This window comes from Aromatoleum toluvorans, from assembly GCF_012910905.1.
GTDB classification, from domain to species: domain Bacteria; phylum Pseudomonadota; class Gammaproteobacteria; order Burkholderiales; family Rhodocyclaceae; genus Aromatoleum; species Aromatoleum toluvorans.
The window spans coordinates 72,322-97,595 of record NZ_WTVN01000017.1; the positions used below are offsets into that span (position 1 = coordinate 72,322).

A 25,274-nucleotide genomic window follows, 5' to 3' on the forward strand; every position below is an offset into this window, starting at 1 on the left:
GAGGCCCTCGTCCGGTCCGGCCATGACTTCCAGCGTTCCCGACAATCCCCCGCCCGGCCTCCCTGCGATCGCCAGCCCCGCGCGCGAAAGCGTGCGCGCCCCCCTTCCATCCGGGGCCTGCTGATGCCGAACGCCTCGCAACGCCTCGCGCAGGCGCGCGCGCTCGAATCGCTGGCACGCGACGTCGCACGCGAGGTGATCCTGCCGCGCTATCTCAAGACGGCCCGCAACCGCAAGGCCGACGGCACGCTGTTCACCGAAGCCGACCTCGAATCGCAACGTCGCTTTTCCGAAGAGCTGCCGCGGCTTGCGCCCGGCCCCGTGCTCGGCGAGGAGATGAGCGCGGCCGAGCAGGCGCATCTGTGGAGCGACGGGCGACGCGGGCTGTGGTGCATCGACCCGATCGACGGCACGACGAACTTCGCCAACGGCATTCCCTTCTTCGCCGTCTCGATCGCCTACCTGGTCAATCACGAGCCGCGCTTCGGCGTCGTGTATAACCCGGTCACCGACGAGTCCTTCTATGCGGCCCAGGGCGCCGGCGCGTTCCTGAACGGCGTGCCCCTTCCGCTGCGGTCGGCGGCGGCGCGGCTTCCGGACGCCGTCGCCGGCATCGACTTCAAACGCATCAGCCACCACCTGGGCGACGAGCTCGCCGTGCGGCCGCCGTATTTCTCGCAACGCAATTTCGGCTCCAGCGCGCTCGAGTGGTGCTTCGTCGCCGCCGGACGCCTCGACGTCTACGTGCATGGCGGGCAGATGCTGTGGGACTACGCTGCGGGCAAACTGATCCTGCAAGAGGCCGGCGGAATGGCCATGGCGCTCGACGGCGGCTCGCTGATCGCGGGGCCCTCGATCAAGCGCGGCGTGATCGCGGCGGCGAGCCCCACGCTGTTCGCCGAGTGGCGCAGCTGGATCAGCGCGCACTCCTGAGCCACCTGCCCCCTTTCGTCCCCGCAACGGCACACACCATGTCGACCAAACATCCCATCATCGCCGTCACCGGCTCCTCGGGCGCCGGCACCACGACGGTCAAGGACACCTTCGAGGCGATCTTCCATCGCGAGAACGTGAATGCGGCGATCGTCGAAGGCGACAGTTTCCACCGCTACACGCGCGACGAGATGACGAAGCTGATCGAGGTCGCCGAACGTGCGGGGCGGCGCGGCATCAGCCATTTCGGCCCCGAGGCGAACCTCGTGGAGGAACTGGAAGCCCTGTTCCGCGCCTATGGCAAGTCGGCGACCGGGCGGCACCGCAGCTACATCCACGACGCCGAACGCGCGGCGCGCACCGGCCTGCCGATGGGCAGCTTTTCGGAGTGGGAAGACCTGCCCGTGGGCACCGACTGCCTGTTCTACGAGGGGCTGCACGGCGCGCTAGTGACGGACAAGGTCGATGTCGCACGCCATGTCGACCTGCTGATCGGCGTCGCGCCGACGATCAACCTCGAGTGGATCCAGAAGCTGCACCGCGACACGCGCGTGCGCGGCTACTCGAAGGAGGCGGTGCAGGACACGATCCTGCGGCGCATGTACGACTACGTCCATTACATCGTCCCACAGTTCTCGCGCACGCACATCAACTTCCAGCGCGTGCCGGTCGTCGACACCTCCAACCCCTTCATCGCGCGCGAAGTGCCGTCGCTCGACGAGTCGATGGTCGTGATCCGCTTCAAGGACCCGCGCGGCGTCGATTTCCCCTACCTGCTGCGCATGATCCACGACGCCTTCATGTCGCGCGCCAACAGCATCGTGATCCCCGGCGGCAAGCTCGACCTCGCGATGCAGCTCATCCTCACGCCGCTGATCTGGAAGCTGATGCAGCGCCGGCGCGAGACCAACTGAGGGCGGCCGGGACCGCAGCCCGCCTGCATTTGGCCTGAGCCAGCAGGCACTTGGCGCTTTTTGCAGCGCACCAAGCGCTACCCAAGCCCCCCGCTTTTCGGCGATAATCCGGCCTTTTCCAAGCCGGCCCCAGGCCCGAGAGATCCATGCAGGCAGCCCGCAACGAGAACCCGCGCAACGTGCGGCCCCCGGTCTTCAACCCCGTCACCGGCGCGATCCGCGCGCTGGCGATGGACGCCGTCCAGCAGGCCAATTCCGGCCACCCGGGCGCGCCGCTGGGCATGGCCGAGATTGCCGAAGTGCTGTGGCGCCGCTACCTGCGCCACAACCCGGCGAATCCGCAGTGGGCCGACCGCGACCGCTTCGTGCTGTCGAACGGCCACGGCTCGATGCTGATCTACGCGCTGCTGCACCTCACCGGCTATGACCTGCCGATCGAGGAGCTCAAGCGCTTCCGCCAGCTGCACAGCAAGACCCCGGGCCACCCCGAATACGGCTACACCCCGGGCGTCGAGACGACCACCGGCCCCCTCGGCCAGGGCATCAGCAACGCGGTCGGCATGGCGCTGGCCGAGAAGATGCTCGCCGCCGAGTTCAACCGCCCCGGCCACGCGATCGTCGACCACCACACCTATGTGTTCCTTGGCGACGGCTGCCTGATGGAAGGCATCTCGCACGAAGTCTGCTCGCTCGCCGGCACGCTCGGCCTGGGCAAGCTGATCGCCTTCTACGACGACAACAACATCTCGATCGACGGCCACGTCGACGGCTGGTTCACCGATAACACGCCGAAGCGCTTCGAAGCCTACGGCTGGCAGGTGATCCCCAACGTGCAGGGCCACGATGCGGCCGAAATCGACGCCGCGATCCGCGCCGCCCAGGCCAACACGACGCAGCCGACGCTGATCTGCTGCAAGACCGTGATCGGCGCCGGCGCCCCGAACAAGCAGGGCTCGCATGACGTTCACGGCGCGCCGCTCGGCGCCGCCGAGATCGCCGCGACGCGCGAGCACATCGGCTGGACCCACGCGCCGTTCGAGATCCCCGCCGACATCTACGCCGAGTGGAATGCGCGCGAAAAGGGCGCAGCGCTCGAAGCCGGCTGGGACGAGCGTTTCGCTGCCTACGCCAAGGCTCACCCGGAACTCGCCGCCGAGTTCAGCCGCCGCGTCAAGGGCGAGCTACCGGCCGACTGGTCTGCCCACGTCGATGCGGTGATCGCGAAGATCGTCGACAAGGCCGAAACCATCGCCACCCGCAAGGCGAGCCAGAACAGCATCGAAGCGTTCGCGCCGAAACTCCCCGAACTCGTCGGCGGCTCGGCCGACCTCGCGGGCTCCAACCTCACGCTGTGGTCGGGAGCGAAGGGCGTGTCGAAGGAAACCGGCGGCAACTACATCTACTACGGCGTGCGCGAGTTCGGCATGGCCGCGATCGCCAACGGCATCAGCCTGCACGGCGGCCTGATCCCCTACACCGCCACCTTCCTGATGTTCAGCGAGTACGCGCGCAACGCGCTGCGCATGGCGGCGCTGATGAAGGTGCGCCAGCTCTTCGTGTTCACGCACGACTCGATCGGCCTCGGCGAAGACGGTCCGACGCACCAGCCGGTCGAGCAGACCGCGACGCTGCGCCTGATCCCGAACATGGACGTGTGGCGTCCGTGCGACACGACCGAATCCGCGGTCGCGTGGGCGCACGCGATCGAGCGCAAGGACGGCCCGTCCTGCCTGCTGTTCTCGCGCCAGAACCTGCCCTTCCAGGCCCGCAGCGCCGACCAGATCGCGGCGATCCGCCGCGGCGGCTACGTGCTGTCGGAAGCCACCGGCGGCAAGCCGCAGGCCGTGATCATCGCCACCGGCTCCGAAGTCGCGCTGGCGATGGCGGCGCAGAAGACGCTGGCGGAAGCCGGCATCGCCGTGCGCGTCGTGTCGATGCCTTCGACCAACGCGTTCGACCGCCAGGATCGCGCCTACCAGGCTGCCGTGCTGCCCGTCGGCGTGCCGCGCGTCGCGGTCGAAGCGGGCGTCACCGACGGCTGGCGCAAGTACGTCGGCCTCGAGGGCGCCGTGGTCGGCCTCGACCGCTTCGGCGAATCGGCCCCCGCCGGCGAGCTCTTCAAGTTCTTCGGCATTACCGCGGACGCCGTGACGGCGGCCGTGAAAGAAATCGTGAACTGACGCGTCGGCGCCCGAGGCTCCCGGCGCGGCCCGCGCCGGTATGCCGGCGCCGGCAGTCCCAAGTTGTGATGTGATTTTCGTTTCAACGCTCCGGGAGATCCCTCGATGACCATCAAACTCGCCATCAACGGTTACGGCCGTATCGGTCGCTGCACGCTGCGCGCCCTCTACGAACTCGGTCTGCGCGACCAGTTCGAAATCGTCGCGATCAACGCCTCCGGCGACCTGGCGACCAACGCCCACCTGACGAAGTACGACACGACCCACGGTCGTTTCGCCTTCCCGGTCGAGACCGAAGGCGACAACGTGATGATCGTCAACGGCGACCGCATCCCCTTCTTCTCGACGAAGGATCCGCTGGGCGTCAATTGGGGCGACCTGGGCGTCGACGTGCTGCTCGAATGCACCGGCGCCTACACCGCGAAGGCCAAGGCCGAAGTGCTGCTGAAGCAGGGCGCGAAGAAGGTGCTGATCTCCGCGCCGGGCGGTGACGACGTCGATGCGACGATCGTCTACGGCGTGAACCACGAGGTGCTGACCTCGGCGATGACCGTCGTGTCGAACGCCTCGTGCACGACCAACTGCCTCGCGCCCGTCGCGAAGGTGCTGCAGGACAACATCGGCATCGAGAAGGGCCTGATGACGACCGTGCACGCCTACACCAACGACCAGGTGCTGGTCGACGTGCGCCACAAGGACCTGCGCCGCGCCCGCGCCGCCGCGCAGAACATCATCCCGACCAAGACCGGCGCCGCAAAGGCCGTCGGCCTGGTGCTGCCCGCGCTGAAGGGCAAGTTCGACGGCTTCGCGCTGCGTGTGCCGACGATGAACGTCTCGCTGGTCGACCTCACCTTCACCGCCAGCCGCGCGACCACGAAGGAAGAGATCAACGCGCTGATGAAGGAAGCCGCCAAGGGCCCGCTGAAGGGCGTGCTGGCCGTCAATGAGGATCCGCTGGTGTCGATGGACTTCAACCACGACGCGCACTCGTCGATCTTCGACGCGACCCAGACCCGCGTGATGGACGGCAACCTCGTCAAGGTGCTCGCCTGGTACGACAACGAGTGGGGCTATTCCTGCCGCATGCTGGACGCCGCCCGCGCGTTCCATAACGCGAAGTAATACGTCCGCCCCATCGCAATCCGACGCCCTGCCCTGCGGGGCGTTTTTCCATCGGAAACGAAACCATGCAAGTCAAGAAACTCGCCGACCTCGCCGTCGCCGGCAAGCGCGTCTTCATCCGCGCCGACCTCAACGTGCCGCAGGATGAGGCCGGCAACATCGTCGAAGACACCCGCATCCGCGCGTCGCTGCCGTCGATCAGGTACTGCCTCGACAACGGCGCCGCGGTGATGGTCACCTCGCACCTCGGCCGCCCGACCGAAGGCGAATGCCGCGCCGAAGACACGCTCGCGCCGATCGCCGTGCGCCTGGGCGAGCTCCTGAGCAAACCGGTGCGCCTGATCCGCGACTGGGTCGACGGCGGCTTCGAAGTGAAGCCGGGCGAAGTTGTGCTGCTCGAGAACTGCCGCTGCAACAAGGGCGAGAAGAAGGATAACGAGGAGCTCGCGAAGAAGATGGCCGCGCTGTGCGACATCTACGTGAACGATGCCTTCGGCACCGCGCATCGCGCCGAAGCCACGACCCACGGCATCGCGCGCTTCGCGCCGGTCGCCTGTGCCGGCATGCTGATGGGCGCCGAGATCGACGCGCTCACCAAGGCCACCGAGACGCCCGCCCGTCCGCTCGTCGCGATCGTCGGCGGCGCCAAGGTGTCGAGCAAGCTCACCATCCTCAAGTCGCTCGCCGACAAGGTCGACCAGCTGATCGTCGGCGGCGGCATCGCCAACACCTTCCTGCTCGCCTCGGGCAAGCGCATCGGCGACTCGCTCGCCGAGCCGGAGCTGGTCAAGGAAGCCCAGACGATCATGGACATGATGAAGGCGCGCGGCGCCGAAGTGCCGCTGCCGGTAGACGTCGTCGTCGCCGACGAAGTGTCGGCGCTCGCGCGCGCGAACCGCATCCCGGTCGATGAAGTTGGTCCGCACGACCGCATCCTCGACGTCGGCCCGAAGACCTCGGCCCAGCTGGCCCAGATCATCGCCCACGCCGGCACCATCGTGTGGAACGGCCCGGTCGGCGTGTTCGAGCACAACCAGTTCGCCGGCGGCACGAAGATGATGGCCTCGGCGATCGCCCACTCCGACGCCTTCTGCATCGCCGGCGGCGGCGACACGCTCGCGGCGATCGCGAAGTTCCACATCGCCCAGGACATCGGCTACATCTCGACCGGCGGCGGCGCCTTCCTCGAATTCCTCGAAGGCAAGACCCTGCCGGCGATCGCCGCGCTGGAAGGACGCTTCACCGACTGAAGCCACGCGCGGCGCCCGCCCGGCCCGGTTCACCCGGGCCGGCAAATGACAACGGCCACCCGCGGGTGGCCGTTGTCATGTCTGAATCGCGCCCCGGCACTCAGCCGCAGCTGCAGCTCCCGCAGCCGCCGCACTTCTGCTTGCGCGTCACGAGATAGGCCTCGATCTGGTCGCGGTCGAACTCGAAGTCGTCGCTGCTCTCGTAGCCGATTCCCGGCAGGAACGTCTCGCCGTCGATCACGATGGTCAGCGCGTGCAGGTTGCTCGCGGGATCGTGCGCGACCGAAAGGTCGTAGCGGCCGCCGCGTGGCAGGGTGTCGAGCAGGGAGCGGGTAACGTCGTCGATCATCGGCACTTCATCCTTCGGGGAATAAATCGTTTGTCGGACGGCAGGGCGTCCGTCGGCGGTGCATTCTCGCGGATCGGCCCCGGGCGGATCTTGTCGGAGGTCAACCGGATGCGTCAGCGGGTGTAATAGCCGACACCGACCAGCATGCCGTCCACGCGCCGGATGAAGGAATGCTTGGTCTCCAGCTTGTCGGTGACCGGGTTGCGCCAGGCGTAGTCGAGTTCGCCCTCGCCCTTGCGGCCGACGATGTTCACCATGTCGGTGACGATCGCCTTGCCCTTGGGATCCCGCACTGCGCGGCCGTCGCTGCCGACCAGCTTGGGCATCGCGCCGTGCGCGAGGAAACGCTGCGACTCGAGGTCGATCGCGAACACGTAGAGGTCGTCCTGCACGAAACCGCCGTCGAGCGCGTTGAAGGATGCGAGCGCGGCCTGCGCCCCCTTCTCCTTTACCGCCGCAACGGCGCGCCCCAGCAGATCCTTCGCCTGCGCCGGCGTGGCGCGTGGCACGTAGTAACCGACCGCGATGATGCGTTCGCCCACCTTGCGGAACAAGGTGACCTTCAGCTCCTCGCGGTTGTCGACACGATTCAGCCAGCGATACTCCACCCGTCCCTCGCCGGCCTTCGCCGCGGTGTCGAGCATTTCGCGGAAGAAGGGTTTGCCGGCCGCATCCTGCATGGTGGCGACATTGCGCCCGACCAGGGCCACCGAGGATCCGCCGCTCGCGAGCATGGTGCCATCCGTGGCGAGCGCGTACACGTAGAGCTCGCGATCCCGGAACCGCGGCGCACGGTTGAATTCGTCGAACGCCGCATCGCCGACCTTGCGGAAGCGCTCCACCGCCTTGTCGAGGAGCTGCACGCTGCGATTCTCGTCGGCACGCAGCACCAGCCCTCCGAGCGGGTTCGCGGGAGCCGGATCGGCCGCAAAAACCGGCTGCGTCAACATGACGAGCGTGCACAACGAAGCGACAGAGGCGAGTTTCATGGCGTTCGCGAGTCCATGGGTTGAATTGATGAAGACAAAATTATAGGAAGCTTCAGCTTCTGTCGAGAGCCCGGCGCACCCGCCGGCAATCGCGGCCTCCGCCGGGGCGTCACCGCAACGCCGCCACAGGCGCGAAGCCCGGCCGCACGCGGGTAGAATCATGTTTCTCGGATGCATATCGACACGGAGACAACATGCCGCGCCACACCAAGATCGTCGCCACCCTGGGCCCCGCCTCGACCGATCCGCAAGTCCTGGAACGCATGGTGCACGCGGGGATCGACGTCGTGCGCATGAACTTCTCGCACGGCAAGGCAGAGGATCACGTCGCCCGCGCGGCGGCGATCCGCGAGGCCGCGGCGCGCGCCGGCCGGTCGGTGGGCATCCTCGCGGACCTGCAGGGACCCAAGATCCGTGTCGGGAAGTTCGACGGCGACCGGGTCCATCTGCACAAGGATGCGGAATTCATCCTCGATTCGCGCTGCGAACTCGGCAACGCGACGCGCGTGGGCCTCGATTACAAAAACCTGCCGAAGGACGTCAGGCCGGGCGACGTCCTGCTGCTGGACGACGGCCGCCTGAAGCTCGTCGTCAATCGTGTGGCCGGTCCCGAGATCCACACCACCGTGCGGGTGGGCGGCGAACTGTCGAACAACAAGGGCATCAACCGCCAGGGCGGTGGCCTGACCGCGCCCGCGCTGACCGCCAAGGACATGGACGACATCAAGACCGCCGCCCTCATCGGCGTCGACTTCGTCGCCGTCTCCTTTCCCAAGAGCGCGGCCGACATGTACATGGCGCGGCAGCTCCTGCGCGCCGCCGGCAGCGAGGCCTTGCTGATCGCGAAGATCGAGCGCACCGAAGCGGTCGCCAACCTCGACGAGATCCTCGACGCCTCCGACGGCATCATGGTCGCCCGCGGCGATCTCGCGGTCGAGGTCGGCGACGCGGCGGTCCCGGCGCTGCAGAAGAAGATGATCCGCGCCGCGCGCGACCGCAACAAGCTCACGATCACCGCGACGCAGATGATGGAATCGATGATCGGCAGCCCGGTGCCGACCCGCGCCGAGGTGTCCGACGTCGCGAATGCCGTGCTCGACGGCACCGACGCGGTGATGCTGTCGGCCGAGACCGCGTCGGGCAAGTACCCGGTGGAGGTCGTCGAGGCGATGAGCCGCGTGTGCCTCGAGGCCGAGAAGTCCGCGGAGGTCACGCTCGACCGCGAGGTGCTCGACCGCGTGTTCACGCGCATCGACCAGTCGATCGCGATGGCCGCGATCTGGACCGCGTGGCACCTGAAGGTGAAGGCGATCGCGTCCCTTACCCAGACCGGCTCGACTGCGTTGTGGATGAGCCGCCTCAACAGCGGCGTGCCGATCTACGCGCTGACGCCGGAAGCGGAATCCCGCAACCAGATGACGCTGTACCGCGAAGTGTTTCCGCTGCTGATGTCGCAGACGCACCAGGACCGCGACCTGCTGCTGTGGGAAGCGGAGCAGATCCTGCTGGATCAGGGCGTCGTCGAGCGCGGCGATCTCATCGTGCTGACGATCGGCGAGCCGATCGGCGCCGCGGGCGGGACGAACACGCTCAAGATCGTGCGCGTGGGCGAACACCCGGCGCCGCACCTGACCGAACAATAAGTCGGCAGGCACGCGCGGCCGGCACTCTGCTAGACTCACGCGCTCTACACCATGCCTTCCGGTGCCCGCAATCCGCGGGAGAATCGGGAATGCGGTGAGGCACCCTTCCGGGGTGCCGATTCCGCGACGTGCCCAACGCTGTGAGGGGGACCGCCGCCGCGAGATGCCACTGACCCCGGGTCGGGAAGGCGCGGCGCGGGACGAACCCGAGTCAGAAGACCGGCCGGGAGGCAGATCCGCGGCGGACTGGTCCGTTCGCCGTCCATTGCTCTTCACAAGGGGAAACGATGAAGACCGCCGCTCCCGGCCACCAAGCCCACCACCACTTCGACGACGCCGAGCGCGCCGCCGTGTATCGCAACATCCTCGCACGGCGCGACGTGCGCGGCCAGTTCCTGCCCGATCCGGTCAGCGACGACCTGCTCGCGCGCATCCTCACCGCCGCGCACTTCGCGCCGTCGGTCGGCTTCATGCAGCCGTGGAGCTTCGTCCTGGTGCGCGAACAGGCCGTGAAGCAACGCGTGCACGATGCCTTCACGCTCGCCAACGCCGAAGCGGCGCAGATGTTCGAGGGCAAGCAGCGCGAGGTCTATTCGGGTCTGCGCCTGCAGGGCATCCTCGAAGCGCCGATCAACCTGTGCATCACCTGCGACCGTGACCGCGCCGGCCCGGTCGTGATCGGACGCACGCACATCAAGGCGATGGACCTCTACAGCTCGGTGTGCGCGGTGCAGAACCTGTGGCTCGCCGCCCGCGCCGAAGGGCTGGGCGTGGGCTGGGTCAGCATCTTCCGCCACTCGGCGATCCGCGAGATTTTGTCGCTGCCCGAACGGGTCATGCCGGTCGCCTACCTGTGCATCGGCCACGTCAGCCACTTCCTCGACCAGCCGGAGCTGCAGACCGCAGGCTGGCGCGAGCGCCTGCCGCTCGACGAGCTCGTGCATTTCGACGGCTGGGGCGGCGACCGCGCGGACGCAGAACCGCTGCGCGAGAAACTGCGCGCGGCCCAGGCGCTCGCATCGCGGGGCCTGCCGCCACTCTGAGCCTGCGGCACGGGTCGGGATTTTCATGCTGTTTCCCTTGCCCGACCCATCGCCGTCCAACAAACGCTAAAATGCGGGCCAATTCGCAACCCGGCACGGTTTCCGTGCCTGCAACTCATACCGGAGAAGCACGATGCCCCTCGTTTCCATGCGCCAGCTGCTCGATCACGCCGCCGAAAACGGCTACGGCCTGCCGGCGTTCAACGTCAATAACCTGGAACAGGTCCAGGCGATCATGGAAGCCGCGGCCGAGGCCGACAGCCCGGTCATCATGCAGGCCTCGGCCGGCGCCCGCAAATACGCCGGCGAAGCCTTCCTGCGCCACCTGATCGACGCCGCCGTCGAGGCTTATCCGCAGATTCCCGTCGTGATGCACCAGGACCACGGCCAGTCGCCGGCGATCTGCATGGGCGCGATCCGCTCGGGCTTCTCCAGCGTGATGATGGACGGCTCGCTGATGGAAGACGGCAAGACGCCTTCCTCGTACGACTACAACGTCGCCGTGAGCCGTGAAGTCGTCAAGTTCTCGCACGCCATCGGTGTCACCGTCGAAGCCGAACTGGGCTGCCTCGGCTCGCTCGAGACCGGCCAGGCCGGCGAGGAGGACGGCGTCGGCGCCGAAGGCACGCTCGACCACTCGATGCTGCTGACCGACCCCGACCAGGCCGCGGACTTCGTCAAGCAGACCGACTGCGACGCGCTCGCGATCGCCATCGGCACGAGCCACGGCGCCTACAAGTTCACGCGCAAGCCCACCGGCGACATCCTCGCGATCGATCGCATCAAGGCGATCCACGCACGCCTGCCGAACACCCACCTCGTGATGCACGGCTCGTCGAGCGTGCCGCAGGAGCTCCTCGAAATCATCCGCCAGTACGGCGGCGACATGAAGGAGACCTACGGCGTGCCGGTCGAGGAGATCCAGACCGCGATCAGGTTCGGCGTGCGCAAGATCAACATCGACACCGACATCCGCCTCGCGATGACCGGCGCGATCCGCAAGTTCCTGTTCGAGAACCCGTCGAAGTTCGATCCGCGCGAATTCCTGAAGCCCGCCCGCGAAGCCGCCAAGCTGGTGTGCAAGGCGCGCTTCGAGGCCTTCGGCTGCGCCGGCCAGGCGAGCCGCATCAAGCCGGTGTCGCTGGAGAAGATCGCCGCGCGCTACAAGACGGGCGAGCTCACCCAGGTCGTGCGCTAAGCCCGCGGTCCGCCCTCGCGCCGCGCGGTCTCCCGCGGCGCGGCGTGCCTGGCGCTTGCCCTGTCGCGGAAGGGCGCCTGCGGCCCCGCGCCGCCTGAATGCCGGACCGCGGCGCCGCGAGAGGCACCGCGTCATCGGCAATGGATTTCCCGGCCTCTTCAGTATGAGCCGGCGTGCCCTTCCCACATTTCCGGGCTGAAGCGCACGACACGGTTGCGGCCGTCCTCTTTCGCGCGATAGAGCGCGACGTCGGCGAACTTCACGGACTGCCAGAAGGTTTCGCTGTCCTCGGGGAACATCGAGAGGCCGATCGAGATCGTCTTCTTCAGCACGGCCCCCCCGATCTGGATCTTCAGGTCCTCGACGGCCGCACGAATGTTCTCCGCGACGCGGATCGCGTTGGCGGCTTCGGTTTCCTGCAGGACGATGAGGAACTCCTCGCCGCCGAAGCGGATAACCATGTCCGACGCCCGCACCGAACTCCTCAGCATGGCGGCGAGCGACTTCAGGACGATGTCGCCGGCATCGTGGCCGTGGGTGTCGTTGACCATCTTGAAGTAGTCGATATCGAGGACCAGGATCGCCAGATCGGTCTTGCGCCGACGCGTCGTCGCGACCAGCGTGTCGACGTATTCCTCGAGGAAGCGGCGGTTGTTCAGGCCGGTCATCGCGTCACGCAGCGAAGATTCGCGCAGCGTCTCGGTCAGGCGTTTGGCCTCGAGCACCGGCGCCATTTCGCGGACGTACACATTCACGTAGGGCACCTGCGCATGGAAGCGCGCCGCTTCGGCCTCAGGCACGACGATCTGGATGATGCTGCCGACCGATCCCGACTGCATGATCGGCACGCAGTAGTGGCGCCGCGGCTCGCCGGTGTTGTCGGGCTGCTTGAATGCGTAGCAGATGCCCGACTGGGTCAGGCCGTCGACGGGGTGACCGGAGCGTTTGGCCCGGCACATGTCGCTGCGCACGAGGATCTGCGGGTCGCACCAGCGGCACGGGCTGTCCTGCGCGCCGTCGACCATGAAGGGCTCGAGCTGCCTCGGGCCGAACGTCTCGTAGATCGAGAATTCGCGCACGCCGAACTGGTCGGTCAGCACGCGGCCGAAGCGGTCGAAGATCTCGCCCTTGGTCTCGTCTTCCTCGATCGCCTGCTTGAAGCTGGAAGCGTCGGCCAGGCCGTTGACCATGTCGATCGCGACCTCGAGCTGGTTGTCGTCCTGCCGCAAGGTGCGCCCGGTGAGTTGCACGACGCGCTGGCTGATGCGCGCGAGGCCGTCGTCGAGGAAGTTGAGCAGGTTGTTGGTCTCGCTCGCGATCTGGCCGATCTCGTCGTCGGTGCGCTTCTCCACGCGCCCCTTGAAGTCGCCCTTCAGCGCACGCTGCACGGCGCGCTCGACCGCCTGTGCCGTCGAGCCCACGGGCAGGATCAGGCGGCGTGCGAAGAAGATCGAGAGCACGGCGAAGGCCGCCATCGTGACGATGATCCACGTCACCGTCGTGAGGGCCTTTTCCTTGAGCTCGGTGAGCGACAGCTCCATCGTGACCGCGCCGAGCACCGTCCCCTCGCTCACCTTGTGGCATTGCAGGCAGTTGGGCGTGCCGCGCGAAGACGCGGCGAACGGGATCGTGCCGCGGAACACCGACTCGCTGCCCTCGTCGCGGATCTCGTAGCGCGGGTTGCCGTCGGCAAGGACGAGCTTCTCGAGCTCGTCGGCATTCATTTCGCGGTTCATCCCCGCGCCGAACTGCTCGTTCACATGCGAGGAGCGCACGACCCGTGCGGAGCGCAGGCCCTGGACCTCCAGCAGGCGGTTGAGGAACTGCTCGCGCTTGGTGATCGTGCCCTGGATCATCGCCTCGGTGAGGTGCACGCGCACCATCTCCGCGGCGGTGCGGACGTGGGCCGTCGATGAGGCGATGGAATAACTGCGGAACGCATACAGGCTGATCAGCACCAGCATCACCAGGGTACCCATGGCGATGCCGCCGAACAGCAGGGTCATCTTTCGATTCAGGTTCATTCGGCTCCGGGGCGGCCTGGCGCAGCCGCCCCGCTCGAGGTTTCTCCGGGACGCAATTATGCCCGGAAATACCTTGAAACATGCGACGAAAGGGGTATTTCATTTTTGCTCATGGCATCATCAGCGAACATCGCGGGCTTGCCCGCTTTCATGACGCCACGGGAGGCCGCCGATGTCCCCCTCCGCCCCGCAGATCGCCGCGCTCGTCGCGGCCTGGGCAGTTTACGGGCTGATCCATTCGCTGCTGGCGTCCTTCGCCGTGAAGCGCATGGTCGCGCGCCGCTGGCCCGGCGCGATGCGCGGCTACCGCCTGGCGTTCAACGCCATCGCGGCCGCCTTGCTCGTGCCGCCGCTGTGGCTCACCTTCGCGCTGCAAGGGCCGCGGCTGTGGGAGTGGTCGGGCGCGTGGGCGTGGTTGGCGAACGGACTGGCACTCGCGGCGCTGGCGGCCTTCCCGTCCACCATCCGCCATTACGACATGGGAAGCTTTTCCGGGCTCACGCAGTGGCGCGCGGCCACGAGCCCGCTCCCGCACGAGGACGGGCCGCTGCATCTCTCGCCGCTCCACCGCGTCGTGCGCCACCCGTGGTATTTCCTCGGCCTGGTGATCCTGTGGACGCGCGACATGGACGCCGCCCGCCTGGTGTCATCGCTGTGCGTCACCGCCTACCTGTGGGTCGGTTCCGTGCTCGAGGAGCGCAAGCTCCTCGCCCAGCACGGCGCCCGCTACGCGCGCTATCGCGCGGCGGTCGGCGGACTGGTGCCGCTCCCCGGCCGCTTCCTGACGCGCGCGCAGGCCGAAGCGCTCCTCGCCGAAGGCGATTCCCCTGACCGTGACAAGGCTTCTCGGAACGAGGGCGGCGGAGTATAGTCCGCAGAAATTTCCTTTTTGTTACGCGTTCTTACAATTTCCGCCAGGCGTCGGCAGGTCCCGGCAGCGACCGCCTGCGCCGCTTGCGCAAGTCCGGGATCACCACACGCAATGACGCCACTCAAGACCATCCGCGGACTCCTGCTGACTGCCGCCGTCATCTTCTCGACCGCGCTCATGGTCGCCACCCATTACGTGGTGTCCAGCCTGCATGAGCGCTCGATCCGCGAGGAGGCCATGCGCGACGCGAACACCTTCGCGGAGATGACCTTCCAGTCGATGTTCCAGCTGATGCGCACGGGCTGGTCGCGCACGCAACTGGAGGAGTTCATCCGCGCGATCGAGCGTTCGGTGGACAACACGCCGCACCAGATCGCGATCTACCGCGCCCCGCGCGTCGCCGAGCTGTTCGGCGACATCCGCCAGCGCGAGATGGATGCCGCGATGCTCGAGGTGATTGCGACCGGGGAAAGTCGCCGGATCGACCAGGGACCGGAAATCCGCTTCATCCACGCCTTGCGGGCCGAGGCCGAATGCCGGCAGTGCCACACCAACGCGAAGGCCGGCGAGGTGCTGGGCATCATCGACGTGCGCCAGAACATCACTCCGCTGCTCGAGACGGGCGATCGGCAGTTCCTGCTCGCCTTCGCGCCCATCGTGCCGGTCGCGATCGTCGCGACGCTGCTGATGGTGATCTACATCCGCCGCCGCATCGACCGCGCGATAGCGGGGTTCGTGACGAACATCCGCTCGGTGAGCCGGCTTGCGGATCTGAAGCAGCTGGAGAAGGCCTCGCTCGATTTCGGTTTCGCCGAGTTCAGCCCGGTCGCGACCGAGGTGCGGCAACTCACCGAGCGCGTGCGCAGCGTGGCGGTCGACAAGGAGATGCTCGAGTTCGAGATCCGCCTGCTGGAGAAATTCATCCTCACGTCGGATGTCGTCAAGGATTGGCGCGAGTACGTGAATCGCCTCCTCATCGACATCGACGACGTGATGCCGGCGTACGCGCTGTTCTCGATCTTCAAGACCGGCGACGACATCTTCGATCTCGAAGTGTTCTGGCGCTACACGCCGTCGACCGAGAGCAAGCAGCTCTTCGAGGCGACGGTGCGCGAATCGCTCACGCGCAACCCCTACTTCGCCGACGGCTACGCCGTGCGCATCGAGCACAACATCGCCGACAGCTCGCGCAATTCGCCGGAACTCGTGCGCAGTGACATCGAGGTGCAGACGAAGTCGCTGCTGGTCGAGGCCCCCAAGATCGGCGGCATCGTCGGCATCGGCATGCAGGCCCAGGCCGGCGCCGACACCACCCGCTGGCTGGTGGTCGAGAGCATCCTGTCGACGCTGCTGAACGTGGTCGGCTCGGTGAAGGCGATCGACAAGTACACGAAGGATCTCGAGTACTACGCGACGCGCGATCCGCTCACGAACCTCTACAACCAGCGCGTGTTCTGGGAGCTGCTCGACAGCGAGGCGACGCGTTCGGGCCGTCACGGCTACCGGTTCGGGCTGCTGATGATCGACGCCGACAACTTCAAGTCGGTGAACGACACCTACGGCCACGGCTTCGGCGACGTGTTCCTGCAGGAGGTCGCGACGGCGGTGCGCTGCGCGATCCGTGAAGACGACCTGCTGGCGCGCTACGGCGGCGACGAGCTGGTCGCGATCCTGCCCGAGACCGACCTCGCCGGCACCATCGAGGTCGCCCAGCGCATCATCGAGACCGTGACCGCGCTGGCGATCGAGACCCCCGACGGTGCGCGCGTCGGTGGCTCGCTGTCGATCGGCATGGCCGTCTATCCGGACCACGCGAGCGAGACGAAGGACCTCTTCCTGTTCGCCGACAGCATGATGTATCGCGCCAAGGCCGAGGGCAAAGGCCGGGTGGCGATCCCCAGCGAGCAGGACGTCGTGGAAGTGTTCCGCTCGCTGTCTGAGAAGAGCATGCTGATCCTCGCCGCGGTCGAGGCGCGCGGCGTGATCCCCTACTACCAGCCGATCATCGATCCGCGGACCGGCAAGGTCGAGGCGCTGGAGGTGCTGGCGCGCATCCGCCTCGAGGACGGCTCCATCCTCGTCGCCGACGCCTTCGTCGCGATCGCCGAGAAGATGGGCCTGATGCACAAGCTCGACTACATCCTGATGGAACGCGCGCTCGAGGCCGCGACGCAGGCGAACTACCAGGGCCTGCTGTTCCTGAACATGTCGCCGCGCGCACTGGTGCTCAACGATTTCGTGCAGGAGACCCGGCGCATCGCCGCCGCGTCGGGCTTCGATCCGTCGCGCATCGTGTTCGAGATCACCGAGCGCGAGACGATCAAGAACATGGCGCTGCTCGAACGCTTCATCAACACGTTGCGCAGCGAGGGTTTCCGCCTCGCGATCGACGACTTCGGCTCGGGGTTCTCGTCCTTCCACTACGTGAAGCGCTTCCCGATCGATTTCCTGAAGATCGAAGGCGATTTCATCCTCGGCATGAAGCACAACGACAAGGACCGTGCCCTCGTGCGCAGCATCGTCGCCCTCGCGCGCGACCTCGGCATCCGCACGGTGGCCGAATATGTCGAGGATGCCGAAGTGCTCGACAAGGTCATCGGCCAGTCCATCGACCTCGCCCAGGGCTATCACATCCAGCGCCCCACCCCGTCCATCGAACAGGCGATGGGCATCGGCACCTGACCCGGGGAATTTACAATTCGTTATGCTTCCCGGAACCCAAGCCGGCCGAACGCGCTCAAAATAGGCCAGTTCAGCCATTTCAACCCCGGAGGCAATAATGAGAAAAACATTGATCGTCACGGCCCTGTCCCTCCTGACGGTCGCAGGTTGTGCGCAGAATCCCTTTTACGGCGAGAACGCCCAGACCGCACGCGGAGCCGCGATCGGGGCGGGTGCGGGTGCGGTGCTCGGCAACGTGGTCGCCGGTTCGGGCAACCGCACGAAGGGCGGCCTGATCGGCGCCGCGATCGGCGCGACCGTCGGCGGCCTGGTCGGGCGGCAGATGGACAAGCAGGAAGCGGAGCTGCGCCAGCAGATGGCCGGCACCGGCGTGCAGGTGCAGCGCCAGGGCGACACGATCCGCCTGCAGGCGCCGGAGAACATCACCTTCGATACCGGCCGCGCCGACGTGAAGCCGCAGTTCCAGCCGGTGCTGACGCGCGTCGCGCAGAGCATCCAGCAGTACCCCGACACCCTCGTGCAGATCGAAGGCCATACCGACTCGACCGGCTCGGCGAGCTTCAACCAGACGCTGTCGGAAAACCGTGCCGACTCCGTGCGCAGCTACATGAGCCAGCGCGGGGTGGACGCGACCCGGATGGCCGCCATCGGCTACGGCGCATCGCGCCCGGTCGCGGACAACAGCACGCCGGCGGGACGCGCACAGAACCGCCGCGTGGAAGTGCTGATCGTGCCGGCGCAGGCCCAGGCACAGCAGCCGGGCGGGATGCAGCCGGCCCCGGGCCCGCGCTACTGATCGCCGCCAGCCCCCTCACCGCGCCCTGCCCGCAGCCGCACAGGCTCAGGCTCGGGCGGGCGCGGCTTTCGCAATCCGTCGGCGGTCGCTACGCTAGCGCGTCCATCGTTTCCCTTGCCGTGCCATGCCCCTGTTCGACGAACACCCGCTGCGCCAGAAACTGAACGACGAAGTCCACGCGCGACCACCGGTCACGCTGGAGACGCCGGAGTTCGTCACCTACCTCGCCTTCCTGCACGTCGACGGCAGTGCCGAACGGGAGGGGCCGCACCTGCGCCAGCTCGCCGAGCAACTCGACCTGCCGCTTCCGGACACCTCGTCCGGTCACGTGTTCCTCGACGCCGGCGGCTTCCGGCTGAAGTGGGAACGCCATAACGAATTCACCAGCTACACCTTCGTCCGCCGCATCGACCTCAGCGGGTTCAGCGAGGAAAACCCGCTGCTCGACGTGCCGGCGGCGTGGCGCTGCGAGATCCCCGGCCAGCTGCTGGTGGCCACGCACGTGGAGCTGCGCAGCGTCGACGAAGTCGCCCCCGAGACCGTGCTCGCGCAGCTGTCGCCGACCGGCACCACCGCGGTCGCATCGCAGATCGCCGACGGCGCGGGCTGGGTGTTCACCGACTTCCAGATCGCCGACGGCTTCTCGCGCTTCCTCGTGCTGAACGCGTCGATGACACCGCGGCAGGCCGGCCGCAGCGTGCAGCGGCTGCTGGAGATCGAGACCTACCGCATCATGGCGCTGCTCGCCTTCCCGGTCGCGAAGGACGTCGGACGGCTGCTCGCGCTCGCCGAGGACGAGCTGGCCGACCTGACGGACAACATGGGCGCGGCGGCGGCCCCCGAGGACGAACGCAACGTGCTCGGCCGCCTGACCCGGCTCGCGGCGCACGTCGAGCGCTCGGTGGCGCGCACCACCTTCCGCTTCGGCGCCGCCGCCGCCTACTACCGGCTGGTGCGCCAGCGCATCGACGACCTGCGCGAAGTGCGCGTCAGCGGCTACCCGCCGATCCGCGAATTCATGGAGCGGCGCCTGGCACCGGCCATCGACACCTGTGCGACCGTGGCGCGCCGCCAGGAAGACCTGTCGAGCCGCATCGCGCGCAACTCGCAGCTGCTGCGCACGCGCGTCGACGTCGAGCTCGAACGCCAGAACCAGGAACTGCTCGCCCAGATGAACCGCCGGGCGAAGCTGCAGCTGCGCCTGCAGGAAACGGTCGAGGGCCTGTCGGTGGTCGCGATCACCTATTACGGCTCGCAGCTGGTGCAGTACCTCGCCAAGGGGGCGAAGGATTTCATCGTGCCGGCGACGCCGGAGATCGTCACGGCGGGATCCATCCCGGTGATCGCCGGCCTCGTCGCGCTCGGCCTGCGCCGCATGCGCCGCCAGCTCGCGGCCGAGGACGGCGGCCATTGAGGGGCGGCGGGCGGGCAAGCTGTCCTATAATCGCGTTTTGCCCTGAAAGAGCTTCCATCGTGGCCACTCCCCTGTTCGAATCTTCCATCAAGAGCCTGCAGCTGCTGGGCCGCGGCAAGGTGCGCGACATCTACGCCGTCGATGCCGACAAGCTGCTGATCGTCACCAGCGACCGGCTGTCCGCCTTCGACGTGATCCTGCCGAACCCGATTCCGGACAAGGGCCGCGTGCTGACGGCGATGGCGAACTTCTGGTTCTCGCGCCTCGCGCACATCGTGCCGAACCAGCTCACCGGCATCGACCCGGAATCGGTCGTCGCCGCGGACGAGCGCGAGCAGGTGCGCGGCCGCGCGCTGGTCGTGAAGCGCCTGAAGCCGCTGCCGATCGAGGCGGTGGTGCGCGGCTACGTGATCGGTTCGGGCTGGAAGGATTACCAGGACACCGGCGCGATCTGCGGCATCCGGCTGCCGGCGGGCCTCAGTCAGGCGGCCAAACTGCCCGCGCCGATCTTCACGCCGGCCTCGAAGGCCGACGTCGGCGACCATGACGAGAACATCTCGTTCGAACAGGCCCAGACGCGCTGCGCCGCCGCGCTCGTGAACGAGCTGGCGGGCACGGGCCGGAACGGCGCGCAGCTGGCGAGCCAGGCGCGCGACGCGGCGATCGCGCTGTACACGGAGGCCTCCAACTACGCGGCCGGGCGCGGCATCATCATCGCCGACACGAAGTTCGAGTTCGGCATCGATGCGGCCGGCACGCTGCATCTCATCGACGAGGCCCTGACGCCGGATTCGTCGCGCTTCTGGCCCGCCGACAGCTACCGCGAAGGCATCAGCCCGCCGAGCTACGACAAGCAGTATGTGCGCGACTATCTCGAGACCCTGACCTGGAACAAGAAGGCACCGGGGCCGTCGCTGCCCGCGGAAGTGATCGCGCGCACCGCCGCGAAGTATCGCGAAGCCTACGAGCGCCTGACCGGCCTGACGCTCGCCTGATTCCGGCTGCCGCCTTCCCGGCCCGCCCTGCCCGGCATTCCGCCGGGGACGGCGGGCCTTGTCTTGTCCGGCATCCATCGACGCGCGCGCGGGGCGCGCGGCGGCGTCGCGGACAGTGCGAACTTGCCCGCTTCCGGCGGCTCTAAAGCTCCACCCGGGGGCTACCCCCATCGCGGCCGCGCTGGACGGCTCCGCCCTCAGGTACTTCCAACCCCAAGGAGGCTGCCATGGACAAGTCCTATCACACCCTCGACCACCATTTCACCCTGCCGCGCGTCAGGCAGGTGGAAGCGTCGAGACCGCTGCAATGGCTGCGCATGGGCTGGGACGACATGCGCGCGAACCTGGCGGCGAGCCTGACCTACGGACTGACCTTCTCGGTCATCGGCTATCTGATCCTGCACTACGCGACGCAGATGCCGTACCTGTTCACGGCAGCCATCTCCGGCTTCTTCCTCGTCGGGCCGATGGCTGCGGCGGGCCTGTACGAGCTTTCGCGCCGCCACGGGCGCGGCGAAACCGAGGACTTCATCGGCTCCTGGAAGGGGCTGAAGGAGCACAGCGACCAGCTGCTCTATTACGGCGCCCTCCTCGCCTTCACCCTGATCGGCTGGGAGCGCCTGTCGGCGATCCTGTTCGCGCTGTTCTACCATGACGTCACGCCGGACCTCTCGCACTTCTTCCGCGACGTGTTCCTGTCGGGCCACTACGTGTATTTCGTCGTGTCCTACCTGGTCGTCGGCGGTGCGCTGGCGGGGCTCGTATTCGCGCTTTCCGTCGTATCCGTGCCGATGGTGCTGGACCGCGGCACCGACGTCATCACCGCGATGATGACCAGCGCGCGGGCGGTGGGCGTCAACCTCGGCGCGGCGGCCGTGTGGGCGGCGCTGATCGTCGTGCTGATCGGGCTGGGCTTTGCGACGATGATGATCGGCATGGTGGTGCTGCTGCCGCTCGTCGGACACGCGACCTGGCACGCGTACAAGGATCTCGTCGAATAAACCGTCCATATGCCTCCGGCGTGCGACGGGCGGCATCCCCGCCCGCGCGCACGCTTCCGGGCGCGGCCCTGCGGTTAGAATGAACGGCCGGGGCTGCGCCGGGGTACTCCCCAGCGTTCCTTTCCTGCCCCATCCAGAACAATCAACGCGCCAGCGGAGAAACGCATGTCCAATCCCCTGCTCGATTTCACCAGCCTGCCGCGCTTCGACGAGATCCGTCCGGAACATGTCGCGCCGGCGATCCGCCAGCTCATCGAGGAAGACCGAGCGCTGATCACGGCACTCGTCGCCGACCCGGCCCCGCCGACCTGGGCCAACTTCGTGACGCCGCTCACCGAGGAGGGCGAACGCCTCGGCCGTGCCTGGGGCGTCGTCGGCCACCTGCACAGCGTGATGGACGTGCCCGCGTGGCGCGAGGCCTACAACGCGCTGCTGCCGGAGGTGTCGAGCTTCTATGCCGAGGTCGGCCAGAACCTGGAGCTGTTCGAGAAGTACCGCCAGCTCTTCAACAGCGCCGAGTACGACCAGCTGCCGCCGGTGCGCCAGCGCATCATCGACCACGAGCTGCGCGACTTCCGCCTGTCCGGGGCGGAGCTGCCCGACGCCGACAAGCCGCGCTTCAAGGCGATCCAGGAGGAGATGTCGGCGCTCGCGGCGAAGTTCTCCGAGAACCTGCTCGACGCGACCAACGCACATGCCGAGTGGATCACCGACGAGGCCGGGCTGTCCGGGCTGCCCGCCGACGCGATCGACGCCGCGCGCGCCGCCGCCGAGCGGGACGGCAAGCCGGGCTGGAAATTCACGCTGCAGATGCCGTCCTACCTGCCGGTGATGCAGTACGCCGACAGCCAGGCGCTGCGCGAGCGCATGTACCGCGCCTACGCGACGCGCGCATCCGAGCAGGGCAAGGCGGAGCTCGACAACGGCCCGCTGATCGGCCGCATCCTCGCGCTGCGCGCCGAGGAGGCGAAGATGCTGGGCTACGCGAACTACGCCGAGGTGTCGCTGGTCGCGAAGATGGCCGAGTCGCCGGCGCAGGTGCTGGGGTTCCTGCGCGAGCTCGCGGCGAAGGCCAAGCCTTTCGCGGAAAAGGATCTCGCCGCGCTGAAGGCGTTCGCGCGCACCGAGCTGGGCCTCGATCCGCTCGAGCCCTGGGACGTCGCCTACGCGTCGGAGAAGCTGCGCCAGGCGCGCTATGCGTTCTCCGAGCAGGAGGTGAAGCAGTACTTCCCCGAGCCGAAGGTGCTGGAGGGCCTGTTCGGCGTGATCCGCAGCCTGTACGGCGTCGATATCGTCGCCGAGGAGGCGCCGAAGTGGGACCCCGCGGCGCATTTCTTCCGCATCGAGAAGGCGGGCGAGACGGTCGGCCACTTCTACCTCGACCTGCATGCGCGCGAGACCAAGCGCGGCGGGGCGTGGATGGATTCGGCGCGCAGCCGCTATTCGAACATGCGCGGCGTGCAGACGCCGGTTGCCTACCTGGTGTGCAACTTCCCCGGCCCGGTCGGCGGCAAGCCGGCGACCTTCACGCACGACGACGTGCTGACGCTGTTCCACGAATGCGGCCACGGCCTGCACCACCTGCTGACGCGCGTCGATGACCTGGCGGTGTCGGGCATCCACGGCGTGGAGTGGGACGCGGTCGAGCTGCCGAGCCAGTTCATGGAGAACTTCTGCTGGGAGTGGGACGTGCTGTCGGGCATGACGGCGCACGTCGATACCGGCGCGCCGCTGCCGCGCGCGCTGTTCGACAAGATGATCGCGGCGAAGAACTTCCAGAGCGGCATGCAGATGGTGCGTCAGCTGGAGTTCTCGATGTTCGACCTGCGCCTGCACAGCGAACTCGACGCCGCCGCCGGCCCGGTGGCGGTCGAGCAGGTGATGGCGCTGCTCGACTCAGTGCGGCGCGAGGTCGCAGTGATGATCCCGCCGGCGTGGCACCGCTTCCCGCACAGCTTCTCGCACATCTTCGCGGGCGGCTATGCGGCGGGCTATTACAGCTACAAGTGGGCGGAGGTGCTGTCGGCCGACGCGTTCGAGGCCTTCGAGGAAGCGGGCGCGGGCAAGGGAACGCTGCTCGACCGCGCGACGGGCGAACGCTTCTGGCGCGAGATCCTCGCGGTGGGAGGCAGCCGTCCGGCGCTGGATTCGTTCAAGGCGTTCCGCGGGCGCGAACCGCGCGTCGACGCGCTGCTGCGCCACAACGGCATGGTCGCGGCGTAAGCGATCGCCCGGGGCACGGCGCGGCCGTGCCCCCTGTTCACGCCCGACCGGGCGCTGCGCTCAGTGAACGGCCGCGTAGGCGTCCAGCACGCGGCCCTGCACGTGAACCGGCACGCCGTGTTCGGTCATGTTCATCTGCGCATTCGCGGAATCCCCGCCGAGGACGAGGTACTGAATGATCGTCTCGACGTACTGGCGCATCACCCAATCGGTGCGCTGTTCCGGACCTCGGTAATCCATCATCGAAGCCTCCTGCCGTGTGCATGAACCAGGGGCCGCCTGTGCGCCCCCTTTTGTGATTATTTAGCACGATCCGCGCCATCTGGCGCAGGCACAAGTCACACAAAGCATTACGCCCGAACGTGGGGCCGGCCGCGAGAACACTGTAAAGGCGGCCGACACGGCTGCGTTCCGTGGCGGCACCCCGGCCATCATCCTGCCGCGACGCGCTTGTCGCGCCTCTGGTTGTCACCGCTCACGCGCGCGCGTCCCCCCAGCGCAGTTCGGTGCGGTCGTCGCCGACGTAGAGGGTTTCGCCCGAGCGGTCCACGCAGTACTGCGGCGAGAGGATCTTCTCGCTGAAGCGCTGCCCCTCCCCGACCCGCGTGTATTCGAACAGGATGCTGCGTTCGACCCGCGAGCCGGCGCGCAGGTGGCTGCCGTGGCCGATCCAGGTGGGGCCGATGACCGAGACGCCGGGGTCGATGCGCACGCCCGAGCCGATATACACGGGGCCGACGACCTGCACGCTGTCCCATTCGATCGAGGTGTTGAGGCCGACCCACACGCCGGGACGGATCTCGGTGCCGGGCATCTCCATCTGCGCGACCTCGCCGCGCATCACGCGCTGCAGCACCGCCCAGTAGTCGGTCAGGCGGCCGATGTCGATCCAGTTGAAGAAGCGGTTCTGGGCGTAGAAGGGGCGCTCCTCGGCGACCAGCAGCGGGAAGAGTTCGCTGCCGATGTCGAACTCGCGCCCCGGCGGGATGAGGTCGATGACCTCCGGTTCGAAGATATAGATGCCGGTGCTGGCGAGCGTGGATTTCGCCTCGGCGGGCCGGGGCTTCTCCTGGAAGGACTTCACGCGGCCGGCGGCGTCGGTGACGACGACGCCGTAGTTCTGCACCTGGTTGCGCGGCACCTCGAGCGTGACGACGCTCGCGAGGGCCTTCTTCTGGCGGTGCTCGTCGAGCGCGGCGCGGATGTCGAGGTCGATCAGCGCGTCGCCGCAGATCACCAGCGTGGTCTCGTCGAAGAAGCCGCCGAAGTCCTGGATGCGGCGCATGCCGCCGGCCGAGCCGAGCGCCTTGGGCACGATCTCGCCGTGGTCGCGCACGCCCTCGTAGGAGTAGCCGATCTCGACGCCCCAGCAGTGGCCGTCGCCGAAGTAGTCCTCGATCTTGTGGTGGTTGAAGGCGACGTTGATCATGATCTCGCGCACGCCGTAGCGCGCGAGGTGCTCGATCAGGTATTCCAGCACCGGCTTGCCGAGGATGGGCACCATCGGCTTGGGCACGTTCTTAGTCAATGGGCGCACGCGCGTGCCCTGCCCCGCGGCCAGAATCATTGCTTTTGCCATCGCGAACCTCTCTTTTGGATGAAATCGGGTGAATGCAGGCCCCGCGGCAGGCGGGGCGGGGGCCTGTC

20 protein-coding genes and 1 riboswitch are annotated in these 25,274 nt (G+C 67.6%); of the genes, 15 read left to right on the plus strand and 5 right to left on the minus strand.

Annotated elements, in window-relative coordinates; genetic code table 11:
- The first annotated feature begins 123 nt into the window (after positions 1–123).
- The 5 genes from GPA22_RS12425 (at position 124) to GPA22_RS12445 (ending at position 6,399) form a co-directional block, all read left to right on the plus strand.
- Positions 124–933: an inositol monophosphatase family protein gene (locus GPA22_RS12425; RefSeq protein ID WP_169256382.1), complete on the plus strand. Its 810-nt coding sequence runs from the start codon at positions 124–126 to the stop codon at positions 931–933.
- 38 nt (positions 934–971) lie between these two features.
- Positions 972–1,847, plus strand: a complete 876-nt coding sequence (locus GPA22_RS12430; protein WP_169256383.1) for a phosphoribulokinase — start codon at positions 972–974, stop codon at positions 1,845–1,847.
- A gap of 146 nt (positions 1,848–1,993) precedes the next feature.
- Positions 1,994–4,027 carry a transketolase gene (gene tkt, locus GPA22_RS12435; RefSeq protein ID WP_169256384.1) on the plus strand — a complete coding sequence of 678 codons (2,034 nt, stop codon included), beginning with the start codon at positions 1,994–1,996 and terminating at the stop codon, positions 4,025–4,027.
- A 105-nt stretch (positions 4,028–4,132) separates the two neighbouring features.
- Entirely contained in the window at positions 4,133–5,149 is a 1,017-nt protein-coding gene (gap, locus tag GPA22_RS12440) for a type I glyceraldehyde-3-phosphate dehydrogenase (protein WP_169256385.1), read from the plus strand.
- Between the two features lie 65 nt (positions 5,150–5,214).
- On the plus strand, positions 5,215–6,399 hold the full coding sequence (locus GPA22_RS12445) for a phosphoglycerate kinase (protein WP_169256386.1): 1,185 nt from the start codon (positions 5,215–5,217) through the stop codon (positions 6,397–6,399).
- Positions 6,400–6,499: 100 nt separating this feature from the next.
- Here GPA22_RS12445 and GPA22_RS12450 read toward each other — a convergent pair whose 3' ends face one another.
- Positions 6,500–6,748, minus strand: a complete 249-nt coding sequence (locus GPA22_RS12450; protein WP_169256387.1) for a hypothetical protein — start codon at positions 6,746–6,748, stop codon at positions 6,500–6,502.
- Positions 6,749–6,861: 113 nt separating this feature from the next.
- Positions 6,862–7,737: a cache domain-containing protein gene (locus GPA22_RS12455; RefSeq protein WP_169256388.1), complete on the minus strand. Its 876-nt coding sequence runs from the start codon at positions 7,735–7,737 to the stop codon at positions 6,862–6,864.
- A gap of 194 nt (positions 7,738–7,931) precedes the next feature.
- On the opposite strand from GPA22_RS12455, the gene pyk reads away from it, so the two are divergent.
- The 3 genes from pyk (at position 7,932) to fba (ending at position 11,621) form a co-directional block, all read left to right on the plus strand.
- On the plus strand, positions 7,932–9,380 hold the full coding sequence (gene pyk / locus GPA22_RS12460) for a pyruvate kinase (protein ID WP_169256389.1): 1,449 nt from the start codon (positions 7,932–7,934) through the stop codon (positions 9,378–9,380).
- A gap of 42 nt (positions 9,381–9,422) precedes the next feature.
- Positions 9,423–9,622, plus strand: a riboswitch (cobalamin riboswitch).
- Positions 9,623–9,667: 45 nt separating this feature from the next.
- The gene (gene bluB / locus GPA22_RS12465; RefSeq protein ID WP_169256390.1) at positions 9,668–10,423 is read left to right on the plus strand and encodes a 5,6-dimethylbenzimidazole synthase; all 756 of its coding nucleotides are present in this window, start codon (positions 9,668–9,670) and stop codon (positions 10,421–10,423) included.
- A gap of 133 nt (positions 10,424–10,556) precedes the next feature.
- Positions 10,557–11,621: a class II fructose-bisphosphate aldolase gene (gene fba, locus GPA22_RS12470; protein WP_169256391.1), complete on the plus strand. Its 1,065-nt coding sequence runs from the start codon at positions 10,557–10,559 to the stop codon at positions 11,619–11,621.
- A gap of 158 nt (positions 11,622–11,779) precedes the next feature.
- Here fba and GPA22_RS12475 read toward each other — a convergent pair whose 3' ends face one another.
- On the minus strand, positions 11,780–13,645 hold the full coding sequence (locus GPA22_RS12475) for a GGDEF domain-containing protein (protein ID WP_169256392.1): 1,866 nt from the start codon (positions 13,643–13,645) through the stop codon (positions 11,780–11,782).
- Between the two features lie 172 nt (positions 13,646–13,817).
- Here GPA22_RS12475 and GPA22_RS12480 point away from each other — a divergent pair, with 172 nt between their 5' ends.
- The 7 genes from GPA22_RS12480 to GPA22_RS12510 all read left to right on the plus strand — a co-directional run bounded on the left by GPA22_RS12480 (position 13,818) and on the right by GPA22_RS12510 (position 23,627).
- The gene (locus tag GPA22_RS12480) at positions 13,818–14,516 is read left to right on the plus strand and encodes a methyltransferase family protein (RefSeq protein WP_169256393.1); all 699 of its coding nucleotides are present in this window, start codon (positions 13,818–13,820) and stop codon (positions 14,514–14,516) included.
- 111 nt (positions 14,517–14,627) lie between these two features.
- The gene (locus GPA22_RS12485; protein ID WP_169256394.1) at positions 14,628–17,198 is read left to right on the plus strand and encodes a putative bifunctional diguanylate cyclase/phosphodiesterase; all 2,571 of its coding nucleotides are present in this window, start codon (positions 14,628–14,630) and stop codon (positions 17,196–17,198) included.
- A 97-nt stretch (positions 17,199–17,295) separates the two neighbouring features.
- A complete protein-coding gene (locus GPA22_RS12490) occupies positions 17,296–17,994 on the plus strand; it encodes a YiaD family glycine zipper/OmpA-like lipoprotein (protein WP_169256395.1) in 699 nt (232 codons plus the stop codon).
- Positions 17,995–18,118: 124 nt separating this feature from the next.
- Positions 18,119–19,408 carry a DUF3422 family protein gene (locus tag GPA22_RS12495; RefSeq protein WP_169256396.1) on the plus strand — a complete coding sequence of 430 codons (1,290 nt, stop codon included), beginning with the start codon at positions 18,119–18,121 and terminating at the stop codon, positions 19,406–19,408.
- A 59-nt stretch (positions 19,409–19,467) separates the two neighbouring features.
- Complete coding sequence (locus GPA22_RS12500) at positions 19,468–20,403, plus strand: phosphoribosylaminoimidazolesuccinocarboxamide synthase (RefSeq protein WP_169256397.1); 936 nt, start codon at positions 19,468–19,470, stop codon at positions 20,401–20,403.
- 227 nt (positions 20,404–20,630) lie between these two features.
- On the plus strand, positions 20,631–21,404 hold the full coding sequence (locus GPA22_RS12505; RefSeq protein WP_169256398.1) for a DUF2189 domain-containing protein: 774 nt from the start codon (positions 20,631–20,633) through the stop codon (positions 21,402–21,404).
- Positions 21,405–21,569: 165 nt separating this feature from the next.
- Positions 21,570–23,627: a M3 family metallopeptidase gene (locus GPA22_RS12510; protein WP_169256399.1), complete on the plus strand. Its 2,058-nt coding sequence runs from the start codon at positions 21,570–21,572 to the stop codon at positions 23,625–23,627.
- A 60-nt stretch (positions 23,628–23,687) separates the two neighbouring features.
- Here GPA22_RS12510 and GPA22_RS12515 read toward each other — a convergent pair whose 3' ends face one another.
- Entirely contained in the window at positions 23,688–23,870 is a 183-nt protein-coding gene (locus GPA22_RS12515; RefSeq protein ID WP_246264300.1) for a hypothetical protein, read from the minus strand.
- A 232-nt stretch (positions 23,871–24,102) separates the two neighbouring features.
- Positions 24,103–25,206 (minus strand): nucleotidyltransferase family protein, encoded by a 1,104-nt coding sequence (locus GPA22_RS12520; RefSeq protein WP_169256400.1) that lies wholly within the window; start codon positions 25,204–25,206, stop codon positions 24,103–24,105.
- Positions 25,207–25,274 lie beyond the last annotated feature (68 nt).

What these genes read in the sequence shown, in the direction of transcription:
- GPA22_RS12425 (WP_169256382.1), top strand. Translation starts at nt 124, where the DNA reads ATGCCGAACGCCTCGCAACGCCTCGCGCAGGCGCGCGCGCTCGAATCG.
- GPA22_RS12430 (WP_169256383.1), top strand. Translation starts at nt 972, where the DNA reads ATGTCGACCAAACATCCCATCATCGCCGTCACCGGCTCCTCGGGCGCC.
- tkt (WP_169256384.1), top strand. Translation starts at nt 1,994, where the DNA reads ATGCAGGCAGCCCGCAACGAGAACCCGCGCAACGTGCGGCCCCCGGTC.
- gap (WP_169256385.1), top strand. Translation starts at nt 4,133, where the DNA reads ATGACCATCAAACTCGCCATCAACGGTTACGGCCGTATCGGTCGCTGC.
- GPA22_RS12445 (WP_169256386.1), top strand. Translation starts at nt 5,215, where the DNA reads ATGCAAGTCAAGAAACTCGCCGACCTCGCCGTCGCCGGCAAGCGCGTC.
- GPA22_RS12450 (WP_169256387.1), bottom strand. Translation starts at nt 6,748, where the DNA reads ATGATCGACGACGTTACCCGCTCCCTGCTCGACACCCTGCCACGCGGC.
- GPA22_RS12455 (WP_169256388.1), bottom strand. Translation starts at nt 7,737, where the DNA reads ATGAAACTCGCCTCTGTCGCTTCGTTGTGCACGCTCGTCATGTTGACG.
- pyk (WP_169256389.1), top strand. Translation starts at nt 7,932, where the DNA reads ATGCCGCGCCACACCAAGATCGTCGCCACCCTGGGCCCCGCCTCGACC.
- bluB (WP_169256390.1), top strand. Translation starts at nt 9,668, where the DNA reads ATGAAGACCGCCGCTCCCGGCCACCAAGCCCACCACCACTTCGACGAC.
- fba (WP_169256391.1), top strand. Translation starts at nt 10,557, where the DNA reads ATGCCCCTCGTTTCCATGCGCCAGCTGCTCGATCACGCCGCCGAAAAC.
- GPA22_RS12475 (WP_169256392.1), bottom strand. Translation starts at nt 13,645, where the DNA reads ATGAACCTGAATCGAAAGATGACCCTGCTGTTCGGCGGCATCGCCATG.
- GPA22_RS12480 (WP_169256393.1), top strand. Translation starts at nt 13,818, where the DNA reads ATGTCCCCCTCCGCCCCGCAGATCGCCGCGCTCGTCGCGGCCTGGGCA.
- GPA22_RS12485 (WP_169256394.1), top strand. Translation starts at nt 14,628, where the DNA reads ATGACGCCACTCAAGACCATCCGCGGACTCCTGCTGACTGCCGCCGTC.
- GPA22_RS12490 (WP_169256395.1), top strand. Translation starts at nt 17,296, where the DNA reads ATGAGAAAAACATTGATCGTCACGGCCCTGTCCCTCCTGACGGTCGCA.
- GPA22_RS12495 (WP_169256396.1), top strand. Translation starts at nt 18,119, where the DNA reads ATGCCCCTGTTCGACGAACACCCGCTGCGCCAGAAACTGAACGACGAA.
- GPA22_RS12505 (WP_169256398.1), top strand. Translation starts at nt 20,631, where the DNA reads ATGGACAAGTCCTATCACACCCTCGACCACCATTTCACCCTGCCGCGC.
- GPA22_RS12510 (WP_169256399.1), top strand. Translation starts at nt 21,570, where the DNA reads ATGTCCAATCCCCTGCTCGATTTCACCAGCCTGCCGCGCTTCGACGAG.
- GPA22_RS12515 (WP_246264300.1), bottom strand. Translation starts at nt 23,870, where the DNA reads ATGATGGATTACCGAGGTCCGGAACAGCGCACCGATTGGGTGATGCGC.
- GPA22_RS12520 (WP_169256400.1), bottom strand. Translation starts at nt 25,206, where the DNA reads ATGGCAAAAGCAATGATTCTGGCCGCGGGGCAGGGCACGCGCGTGCGC.